General features: G+C 65.9%; 19 protein-coding genes. 11 read left to right on the forward strand and 8 right to left on the reverse strand.

Annotation, left to right across the window (positions count from 1 at the left end; translation table 11 throughout):
* Positions 1 to 282 precede the first annotated feature (282 nt).
* Positions 283 to 2,298 carry a cellulase family glycosylhydrolase gene (locus ABGB08_RS05795; protein WP_347587052.1) on the forward strand — a complete coding sequence of 672 codons (2,016 nt, stop codon included), beginning with the start codon at positions 283 to 285 and terminating at the stop codon, positions 2,296 to 2,298.
* 167 nt (positions 2,299 to 2,465) lie between these two features.
* Here ABGB08_RS05795 and ABGB08_RS05800 read toward each other — a convergent pair whose 3' ends face one another.
* On the reverse strand, positions 2,466 to 2,819 hold the full coding sequence (locus tag ABGB08_RS05800) for a hypothetical protein (protein ID WP_155358139.1): 354 nt from the start codon (positions 2,817 to 2,819) through the stop codon (positions 2,466 to 2,468).
* Positions 2,820 to 2,888: 69 nt separating this feature from the next.
* On the opposite strand from ABGB08_RS05800, the gene ABGB08_RS05805 reads away from it, so the two are divergent.
* The 5 genes from ABGB08_RS05805 to ABGB08_RS05825 all read left to right on the forward strand — a co-directional run bounded on the left by ABGB08_RS05805 (position 2,889) and on the right by ABGB08_RS05825 (position 7,816).
* Positions 2,889 to 3,896, forward strand: a complete 1,008-nt coding sequence (locus tag ABGB08_RS05805) for a 2-dehydropantoate 2-reductase N-terminal domain-containing protein (RefSeq protein WP_347587054.1) — start codon at positions 2,889 to 2,891, stop codon at positions 3,894 to 3,896.
* A complete protein-coding gene (locus ABGB08_RS05810) occupies positions 3,893 to 4,435 on the forward strand; it encodes a hypothetical protein (protein WP_347587056.1) in 543 nt (180 codons plus the stop codon). The genes ABGB08_RS05805 and ABGB08_RS05810 overlap by 4 nt, the downstream gene beginning before the upstream one ends.
* 195 nt (positions 4,436 to 4,630) lie before the next feature.
* Positions 4,631 to 5,674 carry an alpha/beta hydrolase-fold protein gene (locus ABGB08_RS05815; protein ID WP_347587058.1) on the forward strand — a complete coding sequence of 348 codons (1,044 nt, stop codon included), beginning with the start codon at positions 4,631 to 4,633 and terminating at the stop codon, positions 5,672 to 5,674.
* A 398-nt stretch (positions 5,675 to 6,072) separates the two neighbouring features.
* Complete coding sequence (locus ABGB08_RS05820) at positions 6,073 to 7,008, forward strand: helix-turn-helix domain-containing protein (RefSeq protein ID WP_347587060.1); 936 nt, start codon at positions 6,073 to 6,075, stop codon at positions 7,006 to 7,008.
* A gap of 181 nt (positions 7,009 to 7,189) precedes the next feature.
* The gene (locus ABGB08_RS05825; protein ID WP_347587062.1) at positions 7,190 to 7,816 is read left to right on the forward strand and encodes a response regulator transcription factor; all 627 of its coding nucleotides are present in this window, start codon (positions 7,190 to 7,192) and stop codon (positions 7,814 to 7,816) included.
* 180 nt (positions 7,817 to 7,996) lie between these two features.
* Here ABGB08_RS05825 and ABGB08_RS05830 read toward each other — a convergent pair whose 3' ends face one another.
* Together ABGB08_RS05830 and ABGB08_RS05835 are read right to left on the reverse strand one after the other, a co-directional pair.
* Complete coding sequence (locus ABGB08_RS05830) at positions 7,997 to 8,281, reverse strand: hypothetical protein (RefSeq protein WP_347587064.1); 285 nt, start codon at positions 8,279 to 8,281, stop codon at positions 7,997 to 7,999.
* Positions 8,282 to 8,474: 193 nt separating this feature from the next.
* Positions 8,475 to 10,922, reverse strand: coding sequence for a hypothetical protein (locus tag ABGB08_RS05835; RefSeq protein WP_347587066.1), 2,448 nt, complete (start codon positions 10,920 to 10,922; stop codon positions 8,475 to 8,477).
* Positions 10,923 to 10,929: 7 nt separating this feature from the next.
* Here ABGB08_RS05835 and ABGB08_RS05840 point away from each other — a divergent pair, with 7 nt between their 5' ends.
* Positions 10,930 to 11,457: a hypothetical protein gene (locus tag ABGB08_RS05840; RefSeq protein WP_347587068.1), complete on the forward strand. Its 528-nt coding sequence runs from the start codon at positions 10,930 to 10,932 to the stop codon at positions 11,455 to 11,457.
* A 98-nt stretch (positions 11,458 to 11,555) separates the two neighbouring features.
* On the opposite strand, the gene ABGB08_RS05845 is transcribed toward ABGB08_RS05840, so the two are convergent.
* From ABGB08_RS05845 to ABGB08_RS05855, 3 genes are all read right to left on the reverse strand, one after another.
* Positions 11,556 to 14,624: a hypothetical protein gene (locus ABGB08_RS05845; RefSeq protein ID WP_347587070.1), complete on the reverse strand. Its 3,069-nt coding sequence runs from the start codon at positions 14,622 to 14,624 to the stop codon at positions 11,556 to 11,558.
* A 312-nt stretch (positions 14,625 to 14,936) separates the two neighbouring features.
* Positions 14,937 to 15,944: a hypothetical protein gene (locus tag ABGB08_RS05850; protein ID WP_347587072.1), complete on the reverse strand. Its 1,008-nt coding sequence runs from the start codon at positions 15,942 to 15,944 to the stop codon at positions 14,937 to 14,939.
* Positions 15,941 to 16,570, reverse strand: a complete 630-nt coding sequence (locus tag ABGB08_RS05855) for an RICIN domain-containing protein (RefSeq protein WP_347587074.1) — start codon at positions 16,568 to 16,570, stop codon at positions 15,941 to 15,943. The genes ABGB08_RS05850 and ABGB08_RS05855 overlap by 4 nt, the downstream gene beginning before the upstream one ends.
* A gap of 1,377 nt (positions 16,571 to 17,947) precedes the next feature.
* Between ABGB08_RS05855 and ABGB08_RS05860 the strand changes: the two genes are divergently transcribed.
* Positions 17,948 to 18,154, forward strand: a complete 207-nt coding sequence (locus tag ABGB08_RS05860; RefSeq protein WP_155346241.1) for an EF-hand domain-containing protein — start codon at positions 17,948 to 17,950, stop codon at positions 18,152 to 18,154.
* Positions 18,155 to 18,266: 112 nt separating this feature from the next.
* Here the strand turns inward: ABGB08_RS05860 and ABGB08_RS05865 are convergent, their stop codons facing one another.
* A complete protein-coding gene (locus tag ABGB08_RS05865) occupies positions 18,267 to 19,478 on the reverse strand; it encodes a hypothetical protein (RefSeq protein WP_347587076.1) in 1,212 nt (403 codons plus the stop codon).
* Positions 19,479 to 19,522: 44 nt separating this feature from the next.
* Positions 19,523 to 20,626: an FAD-dependent oxidoreductase gene (locus tag ABGB08_RS05870; protein ID WP_347587078.1), complete on the reverse strand. Its 1,104-nt coding sequence runs from the start codon at positions 20,624 to 20,626 to the stop codon at positions 19,523 to 19,525.
* 34 nt (positions 20,627 to 20,660) lie between these two features.
* Between ABGB08_RS05870 and ABGB08_RS05875 the strand changes: the two genes are divergently transcribed.
* The 3 genes from ABGB08_RS05875 (at position 20,661) to ABGB08_RS05885 (ending at position 23,558) form a co-directional block, all read left to right on the forward strand.
* Positions 20,661 to 21,293, forward strand: coding sequence for a helix-turn-helix domain-containing protein (locus ABGB08_RS05875; RefSeq protein ID WP_347587080.1), 633 nt, complete (start codon positions 20,661 to 20,663; stop codon positions 21,291 to 21,293).
* Positions 21,294 to 21,362: 69 nt separating this feature from the next.
* Positions 21,363 to 22,523 (forward strand): homogentisate 1,2-dioxygenase domain-containing protein, encoded by a 1,161-nt coding sequence (locus tag ABGB08_RS05880; RefSeq protein ID WP_347587082.1) that lies wholly within the window; start codon positions 21,363 to 21,365, stop codon positions 22,521 to 22,523.
* Complete coding sequence (locus ABGB08_RS05885) at positions 22,524 to 23,558, forward strand: fumarylacetoacetate hydrolase family protein (RefSeq protein ID WP_347587084.1); 1,035 nt, start codon at positions 22,524 to 22,526, stop codon at positions 23,556 to 23,558.
* Positions 23,559 to 23,573 lie beyond the last annotated feature (15 nt).

Raw genomic sequence — 23,573 nt, forward strand, 5'->3', positions numbered from 1 at the left:
ATGTCGCCCATGTGATGGTTTTAGCCCCAAGCGACATCACTGGCGCAGTATCACATGATCAATTCCAGTCGATCAATATTGCACCACAGTGACACTTTTGTAGGCACATGACCGAAATACATGGATCGGTCCGAATTGGAGGGTATTGGGCGGTAAGTGACTGGGGTTACCTGCGGGAACGGCCTAGGCGAAAGGCCAGCAGGCTGGTTGGATCTTCTCGGGGCTTGCCGGTGAAACGCGTCAGCCAATAAATATGAAGAATTCTCGCGTTACGGGAGCACCATGAGGACGACCCCCACCTTTCGCGCCGCCCGCGCGGGAACGATCGTGCTGGCGTTGCTGCTGCTGGCCGGGGTGGCTCTGGACCCTTCCAAAGTGGTGGGCCTGTCCTCCTATCCGGGCAGCTACCGGCTAGGGTCCATGCTTATCTACCTGCCCTTATGGCTGGCCGGATTCGCGGCAGGATGCACCATCCTCCTACAACGCCGCAGGTCCGGATTTTTCGTGACATTGGGTGTTCTGGTGTTATCGGCGATGGTCGCCCGGTTCGCTGCTTCGCTGGTGAGCGTGATCGGCACGGTGCCCGCCTGGTCGACCGTCCGGTTCGTGGCCTGGTCGACGGGGTTCACCGGGATCTACGCGGGCGTGTTCGGCTGGCCCGCCGCCATCCCCGCGTGGCTGATCCTGCGCCGCGAGAAGCCCGGCCCGTCCGCCAGGCCGGTGCCCGAACTGACGGTCATGGCCGCGTTCGCCGGGGTCGGCGGCCTGCTGCTGCTCAGCCGCGCCTGGTGGACCCACTCCCCCCTCGGGTACGCCTTCGGCGACGGCTGGTGGTTCATCGCCCCCACCGCCGAGGCCGGAGTCGTCGGCGGGCTGGCCGGCCTGGGCGTGTTCCTGGCGATCGTGCACGTGGCCGCCCCCCGGCTGGCCCGAGGCCCGAGCCGGTTGTCGACGTTCGTCGGCGGCTGGCTGGCCTGCGTCTGCGGCGGCCTCGGCCTGGGCGCGGCCCAGAGCCTGCTCGCCCTGTTCGCCTCGGACCCGGTCGACGCTCTGGGCTCCGACCTGTGGGCGATCCCCGCGACCCTGCTCCGGCTCTCCCTCGGCGTCTCGTACGGCGCGACGATCGGCCTGGTCGCCGCCAGCGCCCTGATCACCCTTCCCGCGTCCCTGCGCGCCCCCCGGATGATCAAACCAGCCGTCGCCACGATGGCCCTGCTCAGCCTGCTCACGGTCGACCCGCTGCCGCCGCCGCTCCCCGTCGCGGCCACCACCACGGCGGACGAACTCCCCCGGCTATCGGTGTCCGCGCCCGCGATCGTGGACGGCCAGGGCCGCCAGGTCCTGCTGCGCGGCGCCAACGTGGAGCTCCCGCTGACCAGGGACGACTTCCGGGGCCTCGCCGAGCAGGGCGCCAACGTCGCCCGCCTGGGCATCTCCTGGTCGCGGCTGGAACCCACCCCCGGCGTCTGGGACACCAGCTACCTGGCCAGGATCAGGGAGGCGGTCGGCTGGGCCGAGGCGCACGACCTCTACACCGTGCTCAACCTGCGCCAGGACCGCGCCCCCACCGGCCTGTACGCGACCTGGGGACGGCTGGCCGCCGAGTTCGCGAGCGCGTCGGCCGTGGCCGGGTTCGACCTGATGGACGAACCGGCCACCGGGGAACAACCCCCGCTCACCTCGTCATTGCTGCTCGGCCGGGACTACGCCGAGGCCATCACGGCGATCAGGGCCGCCGAGCGCGCGGCCCGCGGCTTCGCCCATCTGATCTTCTTCCAGCCCAGCGTGCTCTGGGCCGAACTGGGCTTCGACGCCGCCCCGCCCCCCGGCTTCAGCGCCGATCCGAACCTGGTGTTCGCGCCCCACCCGCCCGCGCGCTCCACCCTGGTCTCGGCCCGGCGGGGACTCGCCCAGGCCGCGCGCATGGCCTCGCGGTACGACGCCGCCCTGTGGATCGGCGAGTGGTCGAGCGAGCCGAGCGGCTACGCCTCCGCGGAGGACGAAGGCCTGGTCGGAGGCGCTTTCCGGGTCGGCTACAGACCCGCCGTGCTGTCCCGGGCCTATCCCCGGGCCACGCCGGGACGACTGACCGCGCTCTGGTCCGGCACCGAACGCCGCGGCCTGCGCCTGGCGGGAACCGGCGGCAGTGGCCGCTGCGACCTGGACGTCTGGGTTCCCGGGGCGGAACGGCCCGCGATCGCGTCCACCGGCATCTCCAGCGTCGCCTCCCGTAGGGTCCCCGGCGGCTGGCGGATCTCCGGCTGCCCGTCGGGCGACTACCGGCTGGAGTTGGTGTAGGTCAGGCCGTCTTGGTGACCAGGATCGCGATGCCCAGCAGGATGGCGACGGGGATCAGCCACATGACGACCTCGACCGCGAACTCCTTGTACATACCGTTCCTCTCCGTAAGCAGGGCGAAGTTTTCCGTTCGCCAGCATATTTAGATAGACCGAAATTGCCCACTTCTAGAGGGGCACGAGCGCGTACGCAACCTGTCCGGAGCCGAGCGCGCCCGCCTCGTAACCCACCGCGACCAGCACTCTCCGCCGTACCCCAGCAGTATGGATCCACTCTCCGCCAACAGGTTGATGGAACGTCCGCCCATCCGGCAACTCCACTGCCACCTCTTCGTAACCGATCTGCACCCGGAACCCAATGGGTTCTTGCGTCACAGCCCCAGGCGCGGGATCCAGCCCGAGTTCCATCGCGAGCGACGGCATCATGACAGGCCCACGAGGATCCGGAGTCTCCAGCAGAAGCACTGCCTCCTCATCACTGGAACCAGCCGCGCGAGCCACGATCGCCGTCACGTAGAGCATGATTCCGGAGGCTAGCAGTGTCCGATGGCCGATCCTCCGGATCGGCGGGCACCTGGAAGGATCGAATCCATGCGTTACATCATCATTGGGGCCGGGGCGATCGGCGGGACCATCGGCGGCAGGCTGTTCGAGAGCGGCCATGACGTCGTGCTGGTGGCCCGAGGCGCTCACTACGCCGCGTTGCGCGACGGCGGGCTCCGTTTCGTCACCCCCGACCGCTCCGCGACTCTCCCCATCCCCGCCGCCCAAGGCCCCCAAGACGTCGAGCTGACCCCCGACGACGTACTCCTCCTCTCTGTGAAAACGCAGGACACGACGGCCGCGCTGGACCTGTGGGCAGGCGCGCCGGTGCGTGGCGGCGGCACCGCCGCCGAGCGGCTGCCGATCATCTGCGCCCAGAACGCCGTCGAGAACGAACGCGCCGCACTCCGCCACTTCCCCCGCGCGTACGGCATGCTCGTCTGGCTCCCCGCCCTCCACCTGGAACCGGGCACCGTAGCCGCGTACGGCGCACCCCTCTCCGGCATGCTGCCCCTCGGACGTTATCCCCAGGGTGTGGACGAATTCTCCGAACAGGTGGCAGAAGCCCTGAGCAAGAGCGTCTTCACCAGCTGGCCCGACCCCGACATCATGCGCTGGAAATACGCCAAACTCCTCGGCAACCTCGGCAACGCCATCGAAGCCCTGTGCGGCCCCGGCCCCGGCCGCGAACCAGTGATGACACAAGCGGTAGCCGAAGGCCGCGCAGCCCTGAACGCGGCCGGCATCAGCTACGCAACCCCTCAAGAGGAACAAGACAAACGCGGCAACCGAGCCGACCTGGTGGCCATCGACGGCTTCCCCCGCCCAGGCGGCTCATCCTGGCAGAGCCTCGCCAAATCCAGCGGCACAATCGAAGCCGACTTCATCAACGGCGAAATCGCCCTCCTCGGCCGCCTCCACAACATCCCCACCCCAACCAACATCGTCCTCCAACGCGAGGCCAACCGCTTCGCCCGAGAACGCCGCGAACCCGGCTCAATGCCAATCGAAACCCTGACCGCCTTGATCGAGCCGATCTCCAAAGGTGACTCATGACGACCCTCGCCCAGCTTCGCAAGACCGCGCTTTCCCTCCCCGAGACCGCCGAGCAAAGCATCCGCTTCGGCATGGTCGCATTCACTGTGCGCGACAAACGGTTCGCCTCGATGGACAAGGACGACTATGTGCAGCTCCACCTCCCCGTGGCGGAGGCGGACGAGGTCCTTGCGGCGCACCCGACCGCTGAGCGGCTGACCCGCGGCGCGACGCTGATCGGCGTACGTGTCCCGCTCGGTGACATCAACGGTCAGCAGCTCAACCACTGGGTACGTCGCGCCTGGCTCTCGCGCGCACCGAAGCGGCTCGCAGAGCAGGTAGCCGCCGGGGACACCGCGGCTCCCGGTGAAGTCGGTGACCTGCCAAAGGCCATCGGAAGACCCGCCACTCAGGCGCTCATCAGCGCCGGCATAACCACGCTTACCCAGGTCGCCGAACTGACTGAAGCCGAACTGCTGGCAATGCACGGAGTCGGCCCGAAGGCCGTTCGCATTCTCAGCGAGGCACTCAACGTAACTGGACGCCCGCTCAAGAACTGACTCAAGTCCTCCGGCGTTTTGCCATGGCCAGCGCGTGGATCTGTCCAATGTAGATCATCCCAGCTGGTGTGGAACGCTGCGGTCGCTCTATCGAAACCCGCTGTAAACGCTCCTTTGCGTACCGTTTCCGTATCCGTTGGATGAAACGCCCAAATAACGCTTTACGGGGACTCGGTGGCGCTCTAGTTTCAGTCCGTGGACGTGGAGCGTCGTGAGGCCGCTGAGCGGTACGACAGCGCGCTCCCCGAGGGTGTCAACGTCATGCGGGTGTGGACTCCCCGCGATCCGGACTCGCTGCGCAAACGTCTTGGGGACGACGGTCTCGCGGTGTGGGCCGAGGATGACGTTTTGCATGTGGTGTGGCGGGGGGCGGCGCGGCGGGTGGAGTTGATCGGTGGCGTCCGGCCGCGGCTCTGGCTGGTGGAGGGGACCGACGATCTGTGGGAGGCCTCGCTGCGGATCCGCCGACTGGATGAGGCTGTCATCGATATCGTCCCGTGTGTCGGCGGGAGCCGTACTGCCATGGATGAGGTGCGCTGGCACGGGCCGGAGGCGGTCGAGCCTCGGCCGGTCGCGCAGGCCCTGGTCGGTACGGTGGAGCGGCATGAGGTGGAGTTCGCGGGGCGGCCTCGGGCTATCACCCTCTATCGGCCGCCGATCGGCGGTGGTCTGGTGCCGGCGTGCTGTGTGGCCGATGGCGGATCGGTGGGCCTCTTCGCGCGTACGGTCGAACCGGCGATCCTGGCCGGGAAGTTCCCGGCGGTCGTGCTGGTGGGGATCGACAGCGATCATGGGGCCGGGGCGTATCCGGATCCGCGGGCGCGGGAGTATCTGCCCGACGCGGACCCGGATCGGTTCGCGGCGCATCTGGCGTTCGTGGTCGACGAGGTCATTCCCTGGGCGGAGGAGCGGTTTCCGGCCTCGGGGCACTGGATGAGCGGCGGCTACTCCAACGGCGCGGTGTGGGCGCTGACGGCGGCGCAGCGGCGGCCCGACGTGTTCACCGGGGTGGCCGCGTTGAGTCCTGGCATCCCACCGCCCGCCGAGGTGCACACGCTGGGCCGCCATTACCTCGGCGCGGGCACGCTGGAACCAGGTTTCCGCTCGGCCTCCGCCGAATGGGCCAGGCGGCTGGCCGGGATCGGCGGGCGGGTACGCCACGAGGAGTGGATCGGCGGCCACGACCACTACTGGTGGACCCAGCGGTTCCCGACCGCCCTGGAATGGTTACTCGCCTAGCAGTCAAACCACTGCCGAACGCCAACGATCCGCGATCTTGATGCCATAGCCATGCTGACCATGCCAAACATCCCCGCCTGCTGTGCTTTCCATTGCCACTGTCACCTGACGCCGCAGTCGGCCAATTCAGCCGACGAACTGAGAGCACCCGCTGACTCGCCCTGCACGCAAATTCGGACAGCTCAGCGCATTCGGTACCATTCCCACATCGTGCGCTATGGCCTCTGTAGGGTACAACATCGGCAATATGATCATCTGTTCACTACCGGGCAGGCATCGGCAGATACGCGCCGCAAGGGCGAGGCGATGCCCTAACGAGGAGTTACGCCATGCGGGTGAGTGAATTCAGCACTGATGGCCTGCCAGCCCATGACCGCTTCCCCGGCTGGATTGAGAGCGTGGAAAGATCGCTGACACCCTCCCGGGTGCATAGTGAGCAGAACGACTTCCGCGGCTGGGTGCGGACGGTGGAGCTAGGCAATGTGCAGATCTCCACCATGGCCTACCCTCCTCTGATCGTCCGCAGGTCCGCGCAGCACATCCGGCGGAGCGACCCCGAGGCGTACCAGGTCAACTTCATCCTCAGCGGGCAGGGGTGGACCGCCCAGGCGGGCTGTGAAGCAGTGATCAGTGCCGGGGAGTTCGTCCTGTTCGACACCTCCCGCCCGTTCGATGGTCGGCGGATATGCGCCCCCGACACCGCCTGCGGCATCGTCGTCGAGATTCCCCGTGCGCTGTTACCGCTGCCGCCGACTATGGTCAGCCCGCTTGTCGGAGCCTCCTTTTCTGGGCGCCAGGGTATCGGCGCGGTGTTCCGCCGCTGGCTGACGAACCTCGACAGGCATGCCACCGAGTTCACCGCAGCGGACGAGCCGTCCTTGAACTCGATCACCGTAGAGTTACTCGTGGCCGTGCTGTCCCACCAACTCGACGATGCCGGCGCCACATCGCCGGAGTCACATCGACGCGTGCTGCGGGTGCGGGTCCGCGACTACGTCCAGCAGCGGCTCAGCGACCCGAACCTGTCCCCGACCGCCATCGCCGCCGCCCACCAGATCTCCCTGCGCCACCTCTACCAGATCTTCGACGACGAAGATGTGACGCTGTCGGCCTGGATACGCCGGCAACGCCTGGAGAACTGCCGCCGCGACCTGGCCGACCCCCGGCTCGCCTCGCGCCCTGTCCATGCCATCGCAAGCCGATGGGGCTTCACTGACGCAGCTCACTTCAGCCGTGCGTTCCGGACCGCGTACGACATGCCACCCAGCGTCTACCGGAAGCTCACCCTCACCGGCCAGCCCATGCAGAGATCGACAAATACTGTGCACAAATAGCCAACGACTTCCGAAACAGTGTTCTGCATCCTCAATGTGCGACCGACCAACACGGTTACGCTCGGCCGGACACATCGCATCGGTAGCCGGGGAACGTATCTATCAACGGGGAGCCTGACATGCATGTACTTGTCTCAGCGTGCGTTCCGCCGCTTCACATGCCGTCCTCAACGGGACGGGCATGCGCGTCGTCGTGATCGAGAGGGACCCTCTGGCACGCGGCGGCATCACGGCGATACTCCGCCACGAGGAAGGCATCAAATCCATCGTGGAGGTTTCCGCCTATCACGATCTCCGCAGAGAGCCTTCCTTATCCGAGACCTCGGTCTGCATCATGGGTGTGGATCGCGTAACCGACGAGACGGTGACACTGGTCAGTCAGTTGCGCCATCACCTGACAGGGTCGGAACGGCCCATCCCTGTGATCGTGCTCACCCCCGACTGGTCCCCGCTCGACATCATGCTGATCAAAGCAGACGCTTGTCCAATTCGACGAGATCACATCGGTCCCATGCAGCTTGTCTGGCTCATCAGGGTCATCAGCATGGGCTACCGACCGCTATACAAAGCCCTGGTGCAGGGCCTGACGGACAGGTTCGCTCCAGTGAGCGGCGAGATCCGCCAAATCCTGACAAAACGAGAGTACGAAGTGCTGACTCTAATCGCCCGCGGGAAGGTGAACGGTGAGATCGCCACCGAACTGGGCGTAGCGATCTCCACCGTCAAGACCCATGTGACGGAGATCCTTCGCAAGCTGGGCGCCCGGACCAGAGCCCAGGCGGTGATGGCCGCCGGACTCTCCGGCTAGGCGGCCGTCACCCGGCTCAGTCGGGTGACGGCTAAACGGGCGTCGACCCGACTCGCCAGGTCTCATCCGGTCACGCCGCCGGGTAGACGGCCTTCCAGCCGGAGTGCCGGCCCTTCGGTTGCCGCGAGCGAGGAGTGGAGTCGCGGGATTCCGGCGTGCCCGTGGCAGGTGATCCGGCGGCTACTCTTTTATTCGCCAGGACTTTCCATTGCAGATCCCAGGCCCATAGGTGTAGGTTTTGCCGCTCTCGCTGACGGCGACCAGGATGTCGCCATTTTCTCCATCACATCTGTCGCCGAACCCGAAGGGTGTCCCCTGTCCCGGGCTGATCGTCGCGAGACTGTGCTCGTTTCCTTTCCAGCTGACCGTCACGGTCTCGTGAGTGTCGTTGATGATATGGAATTGCGCATCGAACCGGGGCTGGCAGGCACTCAGGGTCATCACGCCGGCCACGGCCAGTCCCACGATCCACAGACGAATCTTGGACAGGGATACAGACGGGGATACAACTGCCCCTCGCGTACTCATCAAGGCCTCTCCGGATCTTGCGCCGCCAGCCGGGACTGCGGCTTCTCTGTCCAATGTACGTCCTGGTACACCTCCTGAGCCGGCACGATGGGGCCGCCTGGAACCTCCACCGTGCCGGCTCGGAGCCCTTCTACGGAATCTGCGCCGCGGTGAAGAACTCGCTGACGGGAACTTCAACGAATCGCGGATACTGGTGGTCCGGGAAATAGTAGCCGCGCGTCCAGCAGCTCAGATTCGCGGCGCTCTTGCTCACCGTGTACGAAATGAGAACCCTGCTGCTGTCCGGCAGGATCCCCGGCTGGACTCTCGCACCGTAGACGGAGGAATAGGCCGGGTTCGTCGTGGTCTCCGGCGGCGTGTAAAGGTCCACCTTCGTGGTTCCGAACCCCCACGCGCTCCGGGAAGGCACGGCGACTATATTCCCTGGAGCCTGCGAGGCGGGCGTGTGATGCACCAGCCAGAACGAGCCGTTGACGCGGACGACGCTGAAGTCGATTTCCACTTTCGGTGCCAGCGGCTTGGCCGTGGCGCAGGTCGTCTCCCATTGCGCGGCTCCGTTGCTCCCCGGGCCGGCGAAGTACCGCCATTGGCTCTGATCAGTGAGGTTGACATTGCCGGGCGTACGTGCAAGGAAAAGCGATTTCTCGGCGTTGGCGCCGTCTCCCTCCCAGCCGTATATGTACGTGTACCCGTCATGGTCCAGCAGGGAGGCTCCCCAGATGATGGGTAACGAATTCCGGGCCGAGCAGTCCTGCAGCCTCGTCGGGGTGACGTTGATCGTGTTGCTCGTCTCCAGACCGGCGATCGGAAGCCTGGCGTACGAGCCACGCGTGTTCTCGTCCCCCACCCCCTCGTAATAGAACTTGACGACGTCGTTCCCGGCGACCTTGGAGTCTCCCGTCCAGTACTGTCCGCCCTCGCCCACCGGGGTCTTGGCGTATCGCGACCAGAAGTCCGTGTTGGGATCGGTCTCCTGGCAGGTGCTTCCTCCCGTGATGGTGCGTAACGAGGATCCGTTCTGGACGACGACAGAGTTGCGCATGAAGCTGGTGTCGGTGCCGGTCGGCCGTTTACTCGGATCACCGAGGAAGGTGTCCGAGAAGAACCAGGCCCGCTTACCCGACGGCAGTTTCAGCGACTGGACGGCGTCCCCGCCACTCCAATCCGCGCATCCGGCGTTGGCCGCCTGGTTTTCCCACATCGCGTTCAACGCGCCGTTCATCTGCGTACCGGCCTGGACCGCCATGGTGGCGGTCCAGTTCACGACCTGCCCCATCGCCAGGGAATTGGGGATATTCTGTGACTCCTGCCAGAGGTCGCTGCGGACCGCGATCAACGTCGCCGCCTCTCCCGCGTTGATTTTGATGGTGAGTTCGTGCGTTTCCTCGTCTCCCCTGGACAGGGCGCGCGCCCATCGCAATGGTGTCCTGGACGACAGGTTGTTCCACGCCACGAGGAAGTAGTTGAACTCGACCTCGCTGTCGACCCCGGCCTGATCGGGCGCGTCGACCCGGACGGACAACCTGCCGTTTCCCGTGGCGGGTGGGGTGAACTCAAGGTAGGAGGCGCCCCCGTGCCAGATTCTGGTGCTCCCGCTCGCCGAGCCGCCCCAGGTCATGGCGCTCTGCGCCGCCCGCCTGGGACGAGCGTCAGCGCCGAGCAGGCCGCGCCAGGTGGTGGTCGCGTGAGCATGGGAGTATCCGTCCGCGGCGCCGATGAACGCGGAGAGATCGGTGGTCTTTCCGGTGAGCCGGTAGTTGGCCACCGCGAATCCCTGCACTTCGGTGATCAGGTTGAGGCCGTAACCTGCCAGCACCTGCTCTATCGCCTCCAGCGGCAGCTTGTCGTCCATCTCCTCCCAGGTCTTCCGTACGAAATCAACGGTGCCGGTTCGCTCGGCTAGATACTCGGCGAATATGAAGGCCCCGTACTGCCTGCTCCCGCCCAGGCCGTCACTCGCGTTCAGCGCGCTTTCCGGACCGCCAGCCTCGGCGAGGACTGATTTCAGGGCCCTGGCGTAGTGCTGCCATCCCGCCTCCGCCGGGTTGGCCTGACGGTAGACGACGTCGGTCGCCCATTCCGCGGTCGCCTCCATCCACCAGTTGATCGAGGGGATGTGGCCGAAGAAGTGGAGGCTCGGCAGGTAATGATATTGGACCGCGTGAAATAGCTCGTGCCGGATGAGATAGGTGTACCACTCCTCGTTGCGGAAAGGGTTGCCATTCGCGTCCACCATCTCCGCAGGGTCCGTGGGGAGGAAGATCACCGGCCCGCCGTCGACGAAATCCCCGAAGGGGAAGGTCAGCCCGGGATTGTCGTTGACATCGAAACCGACATATATCTCGACGCGGTCTCCCGTGAGGCCATACCCCATGGACTGGTACTGCGACCACGCCACCCTGAGCGACGCCTCGATCTTGTCGATGGCATCCGGAACACCGTTCGCCGGGCTCGTGTCGACGTCCGGGATCCCGTTCAGCGGGATCTCGGCGGCGTCGATGGAGAACCCGTCGATATTGTAATAGATATCGAATTCATGACCTATCGAAAGCGAGCGCTTACAGGTGAACCAGTTCAAGAATTGAATGTACGACGTGGCACAGTCGTTCCAGGTGGCCAACAGCGCTGACGGGGCCGTATTCTTTACTGGCCTGACGGCCAGGCCCTTCACCCAGGCTTGTGTCTCCGCCGATGCCTGGTTGAGCAGTGAAAGCGCATGGACCATGGTGAAGCCCGTTTCATGGGATATCTTCTCGTCCCTGAATCTCTTCGGCAGCCGACCCGGATCCGCGATCTTCAGAATCGTGTTCCGGATGTATTCGTCGACGCCGATCTCGCCACGCGACCATGCTTTCGAAATCTGGCCGTCATCGCCGAAGTCGGGTTTCTGGGCCGCGAGCTGCTTGTGCAGCTCGCTTTCTGGCCGCTCCACCGCTCGGTACGGCCCGGGCGTCTCGCCGGGAACCGGCGGTTCCGGCTGGGCGGATGGGGCCGCCGGCGTCGGTGTCGACGTCGGCCGCGCGAGGGCGTTCGGCGCCGTGGCCGACTGCAGGACCGCCACGAGCACGCCGACGACCGCCAATGCCACTACCCGCATTCGGCGACGGGTTTGATATGGAGATAACAAATCTTCCGCCTACGGTGAGAGGTGACGAACAGAATGGGTAGCTGAACCGCAACGGTTGCCAGGGAGCCCGGCAACCGAGGAGCGTCACGGACAGGTGGTCGGGACGAATGCCACGGCGTCGAAGACCACGCTTTCGTCTCCGGCGCCCTCGCCGTTGAGCGTGCTCAGCGAGACCTTGGCCGTGCCGGAGAAGGTGAACACGCCGAGCGGCACCCAGCGGTTGGCCGCCTGCCCGGGATTCGCCTTGACCGGACGCTGCGTGATCACCCGTGATCGGATGCCCTGCGCGGTGTGCACGTCGTAACGCGCCTGTTTGGTGTATCCGTAATGGTCTGGCAGGTGGACGAAGACCTGTGCCGCCCCGTTCAGCTGCTGGCCCAGAGTCCAGGTGCCGACGACCCTCATCACGGCTCCGTTGTTGCTCGCGTTCCTGGCGTAGCCGAACCACTGGTGTCCGCCGAACCCGTTGCCGAGCTGCTGGAAGTCCGCCTTGGCGGGCGTCTTCCCGCTGGCGTCGCGGCCGAATTCGAGGGTGAAGCCGCCAGCGTTGGTCCAGCCGGAGTTGTCGCAGCCTCCGCGGACGGCCGGCGCCGTACTGGGCACGTCGTCGACGATCTGGGCGCCGGACGGCAGCCCGGGGGTCTTGCACGGATACCAGAAGTCCCGTGGTTCCTCACGTTCCGTGCCGGCCCAGGTGGCGTCGTAGCGGATCGTGCCCTCGTTGCCGCACATGGCCGAGCAGTCGCCCTTCCACGCCTTGGGCAGGTGCCACCAGCACTTGAAATCCGCCCGGGTGCAGGTGCCCGCCGTACTGGCGGCCGGGTTCTCATAGTTCGACGTCCCCGGCTGGCAGTCGTTGTGCGCGGTGCTGCCCGGCGTGGCCGCGACGCAGAAGGCGTTGAGGTCCACCGCGAAGACGTTCACCTTCTGAATGACGGGGACCACGGACGAGCGGTAGTCGTTGTGGTTCCACCACGCGGCGTTGTAACCCGCCTGGTCCACGTATTTGCCCTGGGCCGTGTCCCAGTAGGTCTTGGTGATGGGCCAGGCCGCCCAGCCGAGCACCTTCTCCTGGTAGGGCCAGAACTGCGGCGTCGCCGCGTCCGCGTACGTGTTGCCGTCCAGGAAGGGATGCCGACCGGGTTTCCAGAACGAATTGGAGGGATTGTTGGTCCAGCCGGCACCCCAGGCGCCGTTGTTCGGCTGGCCGTTCGCATCGTTGCCGTTGGCCTCCGACTTCGGATGCCAGCCGGAGTTGTAGGCCCAGACGGCGAAATACCAGTTCTCCAGCTTCGACGCGCTTCCATTGTTCGCGATCATGGCGCCGTTGGTGTCGGTCCAGATCTGGTTCCACTTCTCGGTCAGCGTCCGCAGGCCCGCCGCGATGTTGGTGACATAGTCCAGGGCCACGGCCTTCTGCTTGTCCGGCGGCCACGCCGTCTCCCCCGGTCGCTCGGACCCGGCCTTACGCATTCCGTCGGTCTGCTGCGAGATGCCGTACCCGCAGTCCGCCTGGGAAAAGTCGATGGCCCAGTCGTTGGAAGGGTCGCTGTCGTAGATATTGACCCCGTAATAGTTCCCCACCAGCGGGTTACCCGTCTCACCCTCGAAGGCCCTCCGCTGGGCCTGCCAGAGGTTCGACTCCTGGGCGAGGATGCCGAGCATGATGTTCGTCGGCACCCGGCCTCCTCCCAGGAGATCATGCGCGGGGAACATCGTCTGCGGGGGCCAATTTGGCAACCCCGAGCCCTTCCAGTTGTCCCCCCCGCCGGTCGGTCGGGTCACCGTCAGGCGCTTGAAAACCAGCTGGTCGACAGCCCATTCGACCTGACGCCAGTGCGGCTGGTACACCTGCAGCTTCGGATCGTTGCGCGGGACCGCGCAGGTGTGGCCGTCGTCGATCGGGCTCTCCGCGAGGGTCAGCCCTGCCGATGTTCCGGCCGCCGCCTTGTCGGCACGCTCCGCGATCGCCGCGAGGCGGGGATTCAGGACTCCGCCCGTGTGGATCTTCGGTGCCCGCCGCAGCTCCGGCTCCACGCGGAAGGTCAGCTTCGCCTTGGTCGCGGAGACCTCCGCCGCCACGTCAATCGTTTCGGCTCCACCGTCGTCCCTGCCGACTCCGGAAATTCCGGTGTCCTTGGGATCTCCTCGGAGCCCTTCACGCAGGCCGCGCCGGGACGCGCTCCTGACGACGAGCGTCCCCTGCGAGGAGACCTGACCGGACGCGGGGCCTGTCACCAGGCTCATCGTCCCCGGAAGGTCGCGGGCGTTCCGCGCCCCGCCCAAGAGGAAGATCCTGCCGCCGCTCCCCGCCTGAACGGACACCTCCCCCAGCGCTCCCGTGGCCAGCGTCCGGGTCCTGCCGCCGGAGTGGTACCTGACGGTCACGCCGTCCTCGGCCTGCTCGACGAACGCCACGCCTCCCTGAGCGTCCACCCGCAGGTCAAACGGCACGGAACGGGCCTCAGCCAGACGCCTGACCTTCCCGGACCCGGAGACGGCGACAAGCGCACCGCCCTTGGCGGCCGCGAACCCGTCCTCGTACGGCACAGCCGAGGTGATCTGTCCGGGAATCACCACAGCGTCGGTGACCTTCCCCCCGCCCGCCTCCACCCGAAGAAGTCGGCTGGTCCGGTGCTTGTCGTCCGCACCCTGGGTGAGCGCGACCGTGCCGTCCGCACCACAGCCCGGATTGAAGTACGCCAAGGTCACTTGATCTTTGAGCTTGGTCACCGCGCCGCTCGCGACATCGACGACCGCAGCGAAGGCGCCCCGAGCGAAGAGTTCGGATCGGTTGGTGAAATAGCGGGGCGCGTAGACCGCCATCACATGGCTCCCCGACCCGGTCAGACACGCGTTTCCGATCCACTGATCGGTGTCCATGCCCGGTTCGCTGAGGGTCGCCAGCGTTCGCCACTGGTAACCGGTGCGCGCCTCCGCGACGAGCAGGTGAAAGCCGGTCGCATCGCCAGCGGCGGCCACAGCGAGATCCTTGGACGTCCGCCACCCTGCGGGAAGCACGCGGTCACGCTGCGACGTCTCCACCGACGAGAGCTCAGTCAGGTCTCCGGCCGGCTCGACCGCGGCTTTCGCCGATGGTTGCGGGGCGACTCCCCTGGTGGGCGCCCGAGTCTCGGCCGTTGCCGCACCCACACCACCGACCATTGATAAAGCGGTAATTACGGACAACACAAGAGCGGTATACGGCCTACCGGCGATAGCCACTCAGACCTCCGTCTTCGAAGCTTGTAAGGACGCTGGTTCGGCCCCGTTTCAGGTGACGGGGACCGGAGAAAGAAGGCGGGCGGACTTCCATGTCAGGAGAACCGGCCCTGTTCGGCGAGAAACAGACAACCGACGTGGAACAGCGGAGGAAAGCACGCCTTTCCTCCGCTGTTCCCGTGGCCCTCGGCCTCGTCCTACGGGGATCCCCGTCAAGAACCGTCCGGTCGGACGTCGGCTCTCTCAGCCCGCCTTGATGATCTGCTTCGCGTTGCTCACCCAGCCGGCGAAGATCTGTCGGGATTCGGCGATCTTCTCCTTGTTCCCGTCGAGAAGCCGATGTTCGTACGCGGCTCTGACCGCCTTGTACGTCCCGACGAGATTCAGCTCCGCCTGGCAGTTCGCATCGGCGGCGGCGACCCGCCTCTCCTCGGCGGACGCCGGCGTGCCCTCGGCGCGCGACTCCCACCTCGGGTCGCCTTGGGCGGTGACCGGATGGTCGTACGAGGTGAGGCCGACATCCTGCATGCAGGCACGCCAGGCGGCCAGAGCCGCCTGCACCCGGCTGTCGCGGATGGCTCGTGAACGGGAGGCGACGGCCAGGCCGCGAGGGTCGGCGGGGAGTTTTCTCACGGTGCCGTAGAGCTTCTCGTCCGCCTGGCCGGCACATCCTTTCGCGGGGATGGCGCGCCCCGTCTCGGTCTGAGCCGCGGCCCCGTCGAACGCCTTTCTTTCCTCACGGGTGGGTTCGTGCTTCGACTCGGTGAAACCGCGCGGCATGGTCTCCGCCGGGAGGCGCGGGTACCCCGAATCAGCGGCGGCCTTCGGATCCAGGTATTCGAAGATGTCGGACTCGCGATAGTCTCCGGGGCTCCAGGTGCGGATGGTGTTGGCCGTCCAGTGAGTGAAGCCGAGTGACCTCATGCACGCGGCGGACGCGATGTCGCGAGCCTGGTCGATGAGCCTGATGTCGCTCATCGGAGTGAGGTACGGATCGAGCGGCAACGTCACATGCGTGGAATCGTGGACCTTCACGATGTCGCCCAGCGGAGGCTCGCCCTCCCCCCCAAGAGGCGCGGAGGTCGGGCGCATACCGTTGGACAGCGAAGGCTCGACGGTGGGGTCGACGGCGGCGGTCACCGCCGTATTGGCGGCGGACAGCTGGATTACGATGAAACCAACAGCGGAAATCGACGCGAGTGCCGTGGCGGCGGCGACGACGGCGACTGCTCTCCTTGGCTGAAGCGTCACGGGGTCCCCCTCCTCCAGTAGCACTGGTGGTAGATTCCGTAGCTGTTCCCATAAACGCAGTGGTCCGTATGGAACTGCGTCGTCCAGCGGCCGTAGCCCGCGGCCGTGGAATTATTAACACCGAGCGTGTCCTGATAAAGGTCGCCCGAGCACCCGGCCTTGTTCACCCACATCGTAAACCATGCACCGTAGTAATTACTGTATTCGACCCGGTAACCCCAATGCTGCTGGGGCTCGTCGACCCACCAGTATTGCATCGGGCTGCTGCATCCGCCATCACTGCCAGGGCCACTGTAATCATCCCACCTGTCCAGGACCAGACCGCTGTGGAGGTTCTGTATGGAGTAGTAACCGTCGGACTGCTGAGCGTCCCACCACTGCTGATTGCTCGACGAACTGTTGTACGGGTAGGCGATGACTTTGGCGAGCGGATCCATGCTCGAATTGAGGATTTCGAGATACAGGTAGCCGTTGCCGTAGTCGCTCGCGGTCGCCCACCTGTTCATGGAGTCCGCGTAGGCGGTTCCGGCGGGCATCGCGGTTAACCCCGCGAGCACGCCCACGCCCAGCGCCGCCAGGGCCTTGGCGCGTACCAGGGATCTGATTTGGCGCAAGCCGAATACCAACTAATTCCCCTCTCGATCGCCTTTCGGCGCGACAGTACGGAGTGAGTTCTCTCGCTTCGGTCCGGAGGATGTGGAGTCCGATCACTGCGGACATCGCAAGGTTTACGAAAAATCTTGCCTGCGATTCCCAACCCCCATGACTTCTATTGTCAACGCTCTTGAAGTGTCCGTCAATGCGAAGCACGTCACGCTCGAATCACTGTTAGCGGTCACCCCAGTCCAGACGCTTTTCTAGCTGAATACGGCGATTTGCGCGGCACATCCACGCAGAGAATATCGACCGTCCGAAACCCAGCACATTCGCCCCTTGTCGGCGGACCGAAAGTCGCGGTTCGCGCATTGGTGGGTTCCCCAGGATACGAACAGAAGACGTCTGCGGCGGTTGTGTAGCTCCGATCGGACCTGGTGAAGTCCAGCATGCCGCCAGTAAGGCTCGTCAAGCGATAGAGGCAGACGTCACCGTCCTCTATCGCATAATTACACTGGCCGTCATGACCGGCGCTGGCAGGTGATGCTCCGGCCATCAGCGTGAGAGTGCTAATGGCGATGGCCAGTGTTAGGTTCCTGGCTGTTTTTCTGACGGGCAAATTTCCCCTCCTTGGTTCGGCGGTCAGCAAAATTAGTGCGCCGCCTGGTGCCCGCCGGGATCCCTGAATACGCATGGACCGGGCCCACAATGGATAACAGTCTTTTCAGCATTGAGCTGAACTCCTCTTCCACCTCCCCTGGCCGATTTCGCCGGTTTCCATGCTTCCTGCGGAGTCATCAGACATCAATGGGTCAAATGACGGATTCCCGCACACACCTCCACCATTAGGGGGAGAATAATACGGTTCGCCCATCCGCCATATGGGCGATGATGGCGTCGAGCAGGCCAGGGCCGGTACTGCAGGCGGCACCCCGGACAGCCAGGTTTGCCAGTGGCCCTTGAGGTTGGGCCAGATGCCTTCGGCGGGCTTGAGTTCGGGGGTAGCTGGAAGATCGTCAACCAGTCGTGATCGTCAATGAAGGCGCGCATCTCAGGGTGGACGTGTGCGTTGAGGTTGTCCCAGACGACCATGATCAGGGCTCGTAACTGCTGGTGAGCGGCTTGGAGTGTTCTCTGGGTGAACAGTGAGCCTTTCCGTGTAGCGGCTGATCACGAAAGGTGATCATGTGGGAGTGCGCCCGGCGTACGGCGATGTCAGGGGTGCTTGCGGAAAGGTGCGGTCGGGTCTCCCGGAGGGATCGCATCTCTGGGTCGGGTAGGACCGCATCACTGCGGCGGTCCCCTAAGAACCGTGCAAGCGACTCGCCGCCGCACACGGTTCAGGCAAGCCGACTGCTGAACACCATTTATCCGACTAAGGTGCTGATCGCGAAACCTGAGGAGGATACATGTCTGAATACGCTCCGACCTTCAGCCTGGTCGACAGTGACGGGGACGGCTTGATCTCGGCCGAGGAACTGGTCCGGCTCGCGGACCTGCTCGGCCAGCCGCTCGGCGAAGATGGCGCGGAAGCCGTCATCCGCAAGGTGGACGGCGACGGCGACGGCCTGATCAACCTGGAGGAGTTCGGCGGCTGGCTCCAGTCCGCCCGCTAGATCCAGGAGTTTGACATTCGTCAGCCTGCCCGAATACGGCTGTGCGAGTTCAGAAATCCTGATCTCTCACGGCATCGAATCAGCCGGGCGAATCCGCCCGGCTGACCGGGCTTCAGGCCGCGATGTACACCTGGCTGAAGACCTTCGCCAGTTTGGCGAGGTCGTCGGTGCCAGGGGTGTAGAGGGTGGTGAGGCGGCGCTGGAGGGGTTCGAGCTTCTCCAGTTGGGCCCAGGTGGCGGCGGGGATACCGTGGACGGTGCCCTTGGTGTCCACGTAGCGAGACCAGATGTTGACTGTTGCGGCGCCGTCTTCCAGGGGGAGCACGATGCGCTGGGCGGTGGCGGTCTTGGCTTGGGCGGTGGTCAATGAGGGGCCGACCAGGCCGGCGTCTTCGGCGCCGACTTGGGCGAGGGCGTCCCAGGCGCGGGCTTTGACCTGGATCCACTGGTTGCGGCGGGCCTCCTGGGCGGTGATCTTCCACTTGGTGTAGCCGGGGGCCATGCCGCTGTCCAGGGTGAGCTGGTCGATCTTGCCGCCGGTGAGCAGCGGTTCGATCACGGCGGGGGTGAGCAGCGGGTACTGCGTCGTCATGGTCTTGACGCAGGCGGTTTGGCCGCCGCAGGCGAACACGGGGACCACGGTGTGCAGGCCCAGTTTCTTGCCGGGGGCGATCTCGCGTAGCGCGGTCGAGGCGGCGGTGACGAACTTGGTGAGGTCCTCGGCGGTGGTGAAGGTGGCGTTGTAGCCGAGTTGGTTGGTGAAGCGGATGCCGGCCACGCCGGGCTGGGCGGCCAGGGCGCCGATGTTCTTGATCGCTGCCGTGAAGGCCTGCTCCCCCGCCTTCCAGTCGTCGGCGAGCTCGGTGTTGATCCAGACCCGCAGCCCGGTCTCACTCGCGGTCTCGACCGCCTGTCCGGTGGGCGTCTGGGCCGCCGCCTCGACCTCGTCGGGTTCGACCGTGCAGGTCGTGCCGGGCGGGTCGCACACGACGTCCCCGCCGTCCTCGGCGGGGCCGGCCTGGTCCTCGTCGTACGCCTCGCCCTCGCCCGTCGGGCAAGGGCCGTCGGTGCAGGTGATCTCGACGGCCGGCGAGCCGTACGGCTCTGCTTCCTGGAGGTTGCGGGCGTCGTCGGCCAGCCAGTTCATGGCGACCTGGAGGGCTTCGTCGGGTTTGGCCAGCCAGCGGCAGACGACGTAGGAGGGCGTGCCCGCCGGGAGCTCGTCGTTGCAGGATTCCCCGGACGCATGCGCCGCGGATCCGGGCAGCCAGATCGAGATGGCTCCCGCCAGAGCACCGATGGCCGCAATCCGCCTCAAACGCATCTTCACTCCAGGGTTCTTGGTGATCGCCCCGGACAGTATAAGGATCAACCAGTCTGACCGCTTGTGCGCAAGCCGCGGGTCGCGGAGCGCGGGTGCAGGCCGAAGCGGGGGTCGGGCTCCTGGGTGTCGTCGAGGATGTCGGCGAGGTAGTCGGCCAGGGCGGGGGCGTGTTTGAAGCCGTGGCCCGAGTCGCCGCCGATCACCCATTCGGACGGGCGGACTTCCGCGATGATCCATTCGGCGTCGGGGGTCAGGCCGTACTGGCAGACCTGGCTGAACAGGACGGGGGCGGCGGCGAGGCTGGGGAAGCGGCGGCTGAGGTAGTCGCGGGCGAGAAGTTCGCTCCGCGGGAGGATCTGGCGGCTGCCGGTGCGCGGGTCGTAGGGGTCGCCTTCCAGGTCGCTGGTGCATTTCAGGCCCGCGCCGTCGATGTCGCCGTGGCCGTAGATCGAGCTGTCGTATTCGCAGAAGGCGGGGATGCTCGCCCAGGTGGCGGGGACGTCGAAGTGCAGGGTGTCCTGGCGGGTGACCGTGACGGGGAGGTCGAAGAGGCCGGGGAGCCAGGCGCCGCAGGCCCAGACGATGCGGTCGGCGCGGAGGGTCTCGCCGTTCACCTGTACGCCGCCGTCGGGGTGGGGGAGGGCCTCGGCGCGGATCGTGGTGACGCCTGCGGACTGGGCGAGGCGGGCGGTGATCTGGGTGGCGCGGCGGGCGCGTACGACTCCGGCGTGCGGTTCGCGCAGGACGAAGGTGAGGTCGTCGCCGCGGAAGTCGGGGAAGGCGCGGCCGGCGTCGGCGGGATCCAGCAGTTCAACGGAGATGTCCAGATTTTTCAGGACCTGGGTGCTGGCGGATTCCCAGCCGTGTTCCTGGCGGGCGAACCACATGATTCCGGTTTCCAGGAACAATTCTTCGCCGGCGCGTTCGCCTAGGCGGCGCCAGCCCTCGCGGGCTTTCCAGGCGAGTTTGGCGTACCAGTCGTCGTGGCCGTGGGCGCAGCGCAGCAGGCGGGTTTCGCCGGCGCTGGCCTGGCGGATGTGGCCGGGGGCGTACTGCTCGATCAAGGTCACTTGCCAGCCGGTGTCGGCTAGGCGCAAGGCCAGTGAGGTGCCCCAGATACCTGCGCCTACCACGATTACGGTCCTCATCGGGCCAGGGTGCCATACCAGCCATAATCGGAGGATGGCGGGCGAGGCAGCGCAGACGTTGGAGCGGGGGCTGCGGTTGCTGCGCGTGCTCGCGGATGGGCAGCGGGGGCGTACGCCGACTGAGCTCGCCGCTGAGCTGGGGTTGAGCAGGCCGGTGGTGTATCGGCTGATCAATACGTTGCAGCAGGAGGGGTTCGCGCGGCGGGATTCGGATGGGCGGGTGCATCTCGGGTTCGGGGTGCTGGTGCTGGCGCAGGCGGTGCAGCCGCTGTTGCGGGCTGCCGCGTTGCCGGCGTTGCGCAGGCTGGCGGAGCGGGCGGGGGCGACCGCGCATCTGACCGTGGCCGAAGGCGGTGATGGGCTGGCGATCGCGGTGGTGGAGCCGTCGTGGACGGATATGCATGTGGCTTATCGGGAGGGTTCGCGGCATCCGCTGTCCCGAGGGGCGGCGGGGTTGGCGATCCTGGCGCAGCGGGACGGGGTCGTGGGGTTTCAGGCGTCCGAAGGACAGTTGCAGGAGGGGGCTCGGGGGGTGGCCGCGCCGATTCTGGGGGTGCCGTGGCTGGCGGCGTCGGTCGGGGTTATCACGTTTGGGCAGTTGGATGTCGAGGCGGTCGGGGAGCTGGTGATGGGTGCCGCCCGGGAGCTTGCTGAATCGTTGACATGAGGGCTGGTTCGGGGCACTGTCGTACGTATAGAGGACAAAGGTGTCCGATATCCGTACGCGGGAGGGGTCATGCCGTACTACCAGCAGGTCGGGGAGGTGCCGCGGAAGCGGCATGTGCGGTTTCGTCGGCCTGACGGCGGGTTGTACGCCGAGGAGTTGATGGGCGAGGAAGGGTTCTCGTCGGATTCGTCGCTGCTTTATCACCGGTACGCGCCGACGGCCATCGTGAAGGCGGAAGCCGTAACCGCCTTGTCAGGGGGTGAGCTGACGCCGAACCTGCCGCTTTCGCCACGACATTTCCGGACTCAGGATCTGGGGCCTTCGGAGGATCTCGTTTCGGGGCGCAGGTTGCTGGCGGGGAACGGGGATGTCCGCATCTCGTACGCGGCGGCGGATCGGCCGAGCGAGCTCTACCGGGACTCGATGGGCGACGAATGCGTGTATGTCCAGTCCGGTCGGGCCACCTTCGAATCCACCTACGGCGCGCTGGAGGTGGATGAAGGCGACTATGTCGTGATTCCGACGGGGACGATCCATCGGTGGGTGCCGCACGGGACGGTCACCGCGCTCACCATTGAGGCGGCGGGGCATATCCGTCCGCCGAAGCGTTACCTCTCCCAGTACGGCCAGTTCCTGGAGCACGCGCCTTACTGCGAGCGCGACCTGCGCATTCCTTCCGAACCGCTACTCAGCGACGGTGAGGACGTTCCCGTGCTGGTCAGGACCCGGGGCGGGCTGACCAGGCTGACCTACCGCAACCATCCGTTCGATGTGGTCGGCTGGGACGGCTGCCTCTACCCCTACGCGTTCAACATCGCCGACTTCGAGCCGATCGTGAAGCGCACCCACGCCCCGCCGCCGGTGCATCAGACGTTCGAGGGGCCAGGCTTTGTGATCTGCTCGTTCTGCCCTCGTCCGCTGGACTTCCATCCGGAAGCGGTGCCGATTCCGTACAACCATCACAACGTGGATTCCGACGAGTTCATGTTCTATGTGGGCGGGGATTACAGCGCTCGCGCGGGTTCGGGTATCGATGTCGGGTCGATCTCGTTGCATCCGGCGGGGTTCACGCATGGGCCACAGCCGGGTGCAGTGGAGGCGGTGATCGCGTCGGGTGCGACGACGACCAGTGAGCTGGCTGTCATGATCGATACCTTCCGGCCGCTCGATCTGGGTCCGGGCGCGCTGGCCTGCGAGGATACGGACTACGCGTGGACGTGGGCCCGCTAGATGTTCGGGCTCGACAACCTGCCTTATGGCGTTCTCGCGGATCGGGTCGTGGTCAGGTATGGGGACCATGTGCTCGATCTGGCCGACGCGCTTGGGGACGAGGTGTTCCATTCGCGGAGTCTGAATGCCTTCATGGCGCTCGGGCGTCCGGCCTGGCAGGAGACCCGGCGGCGGATCCAAGCCTTGCTCCGTGCCGGGACCGATCACCTCATTCCGCTCGCTGAGGTCGAACTGCGGCTGCCCATCGAAGTCGCGGATTATGTCGACTTCTACTGCTCGCTGGAGCACGCCACCAACCTCGGGCGCCTGTTCCGGCCCGGTGAGGAGCCGCTCAAGCCCAACTGGCGGCATCTTCCGGTTGGGTATCACGGGCGGGCGGGGACGGTGGTCGTTTCGGGGACGCCGATCCGCAGGCCGTACGGGCAGGTGGGCGGGCCGCATTTCGGGCCGACGGCGAAGCTCGACATCGAGGCGGAGCTGGGGTTCGTGGTTGGGGTCGGCACTCAGTTGGGCGAGCGGCCGGGTGCGTTTGAAGATCACGTTTTTGGGGTGACGCTGGTCAACGACTGGAGCGCGCGGGACATCCAGTCCTGGGAGTACGTCCCGCTTGGGCCCTTCCTGGGGAAGTCGTTTGCGACGTCTATCTCGCCGTGGATCACTCCGCTTGAGGCGCTTGAGCATGCCAGGGTTCCGGGGCGTGCGCAGGATCCGGAGCCGCTCGGCTATCTGAGGCGTACCGCGCCTTGGGGGCTTGACCTGCGGCTCAGGGTGGAACTCAACGGGAAGACGGTCAGCGAACCGCCGTACCGGGATATGTACTGGACGCCTGACCAGATGCTCGCACATATGACCGTGAACGGGGCATCTTTGAGGACCGGGGATCTGTTCGCGAGTGGCACGGTGTCCGGCGTGGCTGATCCCGGCTCGTTCATCGAGCTTGGGCAGGGGTTTCTCGACGACGGAGACACGGTGATCATCAGCGCGACCACGAGCTCCGGGATGTCACTCGGCGCGGTGTCAGGCACGATCACTTAGTGCTACCGATCCGCT

The organism is Acrocarpospora sp. B8E8, from assembly GCF_039871605.1.
Classification (GTDB): Bacteria; Actinomycetota; Actinomycetes; order Streptosporangiales; family Streptosporangiaceae; genus Acrocarpospora; species Acrocarpospora macrocephala.

What these genes read in the sequence shown, in the direction of transcription:
- ABGB08_RS05825 (WP_347587062.1), top strand. Translation starts at nt 7,190, where the DNA reads ATGCGCGTCGTCGTGATCGAGAGGGACCCTCTGGCACGCGGCGGCATC.
- ABGB08_RS05860 (WP_155346241.1), top strand. Translation starts at nt 17,948, where the DNA reads ATGTCTGAATACGCTCCGACCTTCAGCCTGGTCGACAGTGACGGGGAC.
- ABGB08_RS05805 (WP_347587054.1), top strand. Translation starts at nt 2,889, where the DNA reads ATGCGTTACATCATCATTGGGGCCGGGGCGATCGGCGGGACCATCGGC.
- ABGB08_RS05840 (WP_347587068.1), top strand. Translation starts at nt 10,930, where the DNA reads ATGTACGACGTGGCACAGTCGTTCCAGGTGGCCAACAGCGCTGACGGG.
- ABGB08_RS05870 (WP_347587078.1), bottom strand. Translation starts at nt 20,626, where the DNA reads ATGAGGACCGTAATCGTGGTAGGCGCAGGTATCTGGGGCACCTCACTG.
- ABGB08_RS05875 (WP_347587080.1), top strand. Translation starts at nt 20,661, where the DNA reads ATGGCGGGCGAGGCAGCGCAGACGTTGGAGCGGGGGCTGCGGTTGCTG.
- ABGB08_RS05810 (WP_347587056.1), top strand. Translation starts at nt 3,893, where the DNA reads ATGACGACCCTCGCCCAGCTTCGCAAGACCGCGCTTTCCCTCCCCGAG.
- ABGB08_RS05885 (WP_347587084.1), top strand. Translation starts at nt 22,524, where the DNA reads ATGTTCGGGCTCGACAACCTGCCTTATGGCGTTCTCGCGGATCGGGTC.
- ABGB08_RS05865 (WP_347587076.1), bottom strand. Translation starts at nt 19,478, where the DNA reads ATGCGTTTGAGGCGGATTGCGGCCATCGGTGCTCTGGCGGGAGCCATC.
- ABGB08_RS05795 (WP_347587052.1), top strand. Translation starts at nt 283, where the DNA reads ATGAGGACGACCCCCACCTTTCGCGCCGCCCGCGCGGGAACGATCGTG.
- ABGB08_RS05800 (WP_155358139.1), bottom strand. Translation starts at nt 2,819, where the DNA reads ATGCTCTACGTGACGGCGATCGTGGCTCGCGCGGCTGGTTCCAGTGAT.
- ABGB08_RS05880 (WP_347587082.1), top strand. Translation starts at nt 21,363, where the DNA reads ATGCCGTACTACCAGCAGGTCGGGGAGGTGCCGCGGAAGCGGCATGTG.